Source organism: Acinetobacter towneri DSM 14962 = CIP 107472 (assembly GCF_000368785.1).
GTDB lineage: Bacteria > Pseudomonadota > Gammaproteobacteria > Pseudomonadales > Moraxellaceae > Acinetobacter > Acinetobacter towneri.
On record NZ_KB849693.1, the window covers coordinates 8778 to 11310 of the forward strand.

Sequence of the window (2533 nt, forward strand, 5' to 3'; positions counted from 1 at the left end):
GATCTATCCATGAGCAGGTTGAAGGTTGGGTAACACTAACTGGAGGACCGAACCCACTGTCGTTGAAAAGCCAGGGGATGACTTGTGGATAGGGGTGAAAGGCTAATCAAACTCGGTGATAGCTGGTTCTCCCCGAAAGCTATTTAGGTAGCGCCTCGGACGAATACCATTGGGGGTAGAGCACTGTTTCGGCTAGGGGGTCATCCCGACTTACCAAACCGATGCAAACTCCGAATACCTATGAGTACTATCCGGGAGACAGACTGCGGGTGCTAACGTCCGTAGTCAAGAGGAAAACAATCCAGACCGCCAGCTAAGGCCCCAAAATCATAGTTAAGTGGGAAACGATGTGGGAAGGCATAGACAGCTAGGAGGTTGGCTTAGAAGCAGCCACCCTTTAAAGAAAGCGTAATAGCTCACTAGTCGAGTCGGCCTGCGCGGAAGATGTAACGGGGCTAAAACTATGTGCCGAAGCTGCGGATGTAACTTTAAGTTACGTGGTAGGGGAGCGTTCTGTAAGCCGATGAAGGTGGATTGAGAAGTCTGCTGGAGGTATCAGAAGTGCGAATGCTGACGTGAGTAACGACAAAACGGGTGAAAAACCCGTTCGCCGAAAGACCAAGGGTTCCAGTCCAACGTTAATCGGGGCTGGGTGAGTCGACCCCTAAGGCGAGGCCGAAAGGCGTAGTCGATGGGAAATTGGTTAATATTCCAATACTTCTGTGTAATGCGATGAGAGGACGGAGAAGGTTAGGTCAGCCTGGCGTTGGTTGTCCAGGTGGAAGACAGTAGGCATGCATCTTAGGCAAATCCGGGGTGCTCTATGCTGAGAGTCGATAGCAAGCTAGTTTACTAGCGAAGTGGCTGATACCATACTTCCAAGAAAAGTCTCTAAGCTACAGTTACACAGGAATCGTACCCGAAACCGACACAGGTGGTCAGGTCGAGTAGACCAAGGCGCTTGAGAGAACTCTGCTGAAGGAACTAGGCAAAATGGTACCGTAACTTCGGGAGAAGGTACGCTGTTGATGGTGATGGGACTTGCTCCCTGAGCGATTGACAGCCGCAGAAACCAGGCCGCTGCAACTGTTTATTAAAAACATAGCACTCTGCAAACACGAAAGTGGACGTATAGGGTGTGATGCCTGCCCGGTGCTGGAAGGTTAATTGATGGGGTTAGCGTAAGCGAAGCTCTTGATCGAAGCCCCAGTAAACGGCGGCCGTAACTATAACGGTCCTAAGGTAGCGAAATTCCTTGTCGGGTAAGTTCCGACCTGCACGAATGGCATAATGATGGCGGCGCTGTCTCCAGCAGAGGCTCAGTGAAATCGAATTCGCCGTGAAGATGCGGTGTACCCGCGGCTAGACGGAAAGACCCCGTGAACCTTTACTGCAGCTTGACATTGAACTTTGACCTTACTTGTGTAGGATAGGTGGGAGGCTTTGAAACTGGGACGCTAGTTCGATTGGAGCCATCCTTGAAATACCACCCTGGTAATGTTGAGGTTCTAACTCTGCCCCGTAATCCGGGGCGAGGACCATGTCTGGTGGGTAGTTTGACTGGGGCGGTCTCCTCCTAAAGAGTAACGGAGGAGTACGAAGGTGCGCTCAGCGTGGTCGGAAATCACGCGTAGAGTATAAAGGCAAAAGCGCGCTTAACTGCGAGACCCACAAGTCGAGCAGGTACGAAAGTAGGTCTTAGTGATCCGGTGGTTCTGTATGGAAGGGCCATCGCTCAACGGATAAAAGGTACTCTGGGGATAACAGGCTGATACCGCCCAAGAGTTCATATCGACGGCGGTGTTTGGCACCTCGATGTCGGCTCATCTCATCCTGGGGCTGAAGCAGGTCCCAAGGGTATGGCTGTTCGCCATTTAAAGAGGTACGCGAGCTGGGTTTAGAACGTCGTGAGACAGTTCGGTCCCTATCTACCGTGGGCGCTGGAAATTTGAGAGGATCTGCTCCTAGTACGAGAGGACCAGAGTGGACGAACCTCTGGTGTACCGGTTGTGACGCCAGTCGCATCGCCGGGTAGCTATGTTCGGAAGGGATAACCGCTGAAAGCATCTAAGCGGGAAGCCTACCTCAAGATAAGATTTCCCTAGGAATTTATTCCTCTAAAGAGCCGTTCAAGACTAGGACGTTGATAGGTTGGATGTGGAAGCATAGTGATATGTGAAGCTGACCAATACTAATTGCTCGTGAGGCTTGACTATACAACACCCAAACAGTTGTTGTATCAAGATAAATTCATACAAATGATCAATTCAAACTTGATTTAGTTAATGAACTAGTTACAATACCGACTCAATAGTCCAATCCGTTAAACTCATTTGGTACAAAGTACGGCACACACTGTGAAATACAATCCACAGTCAAAATAAGACCCGAAAATGTCCATAAACAGTTTGCTGGCGACAATAGCAAGAGTGAACCACCTGATCCCTTCCCGAACTCAGAAGTGAAACCTCTTCGCGCTGATGGTAGTGTGGCGTTAGCCATGTGAGAGTAAGTCATCGCCAGCTTTTAAATA

General features: G+C 49.9%; 1 other annotated feature.

Annotation, left to right across the window (positions count from 1 at the left end):
- Window positions 1–2533: a sequence feature (most likely nonfunctional fraction of RNA operon), on the plus strand.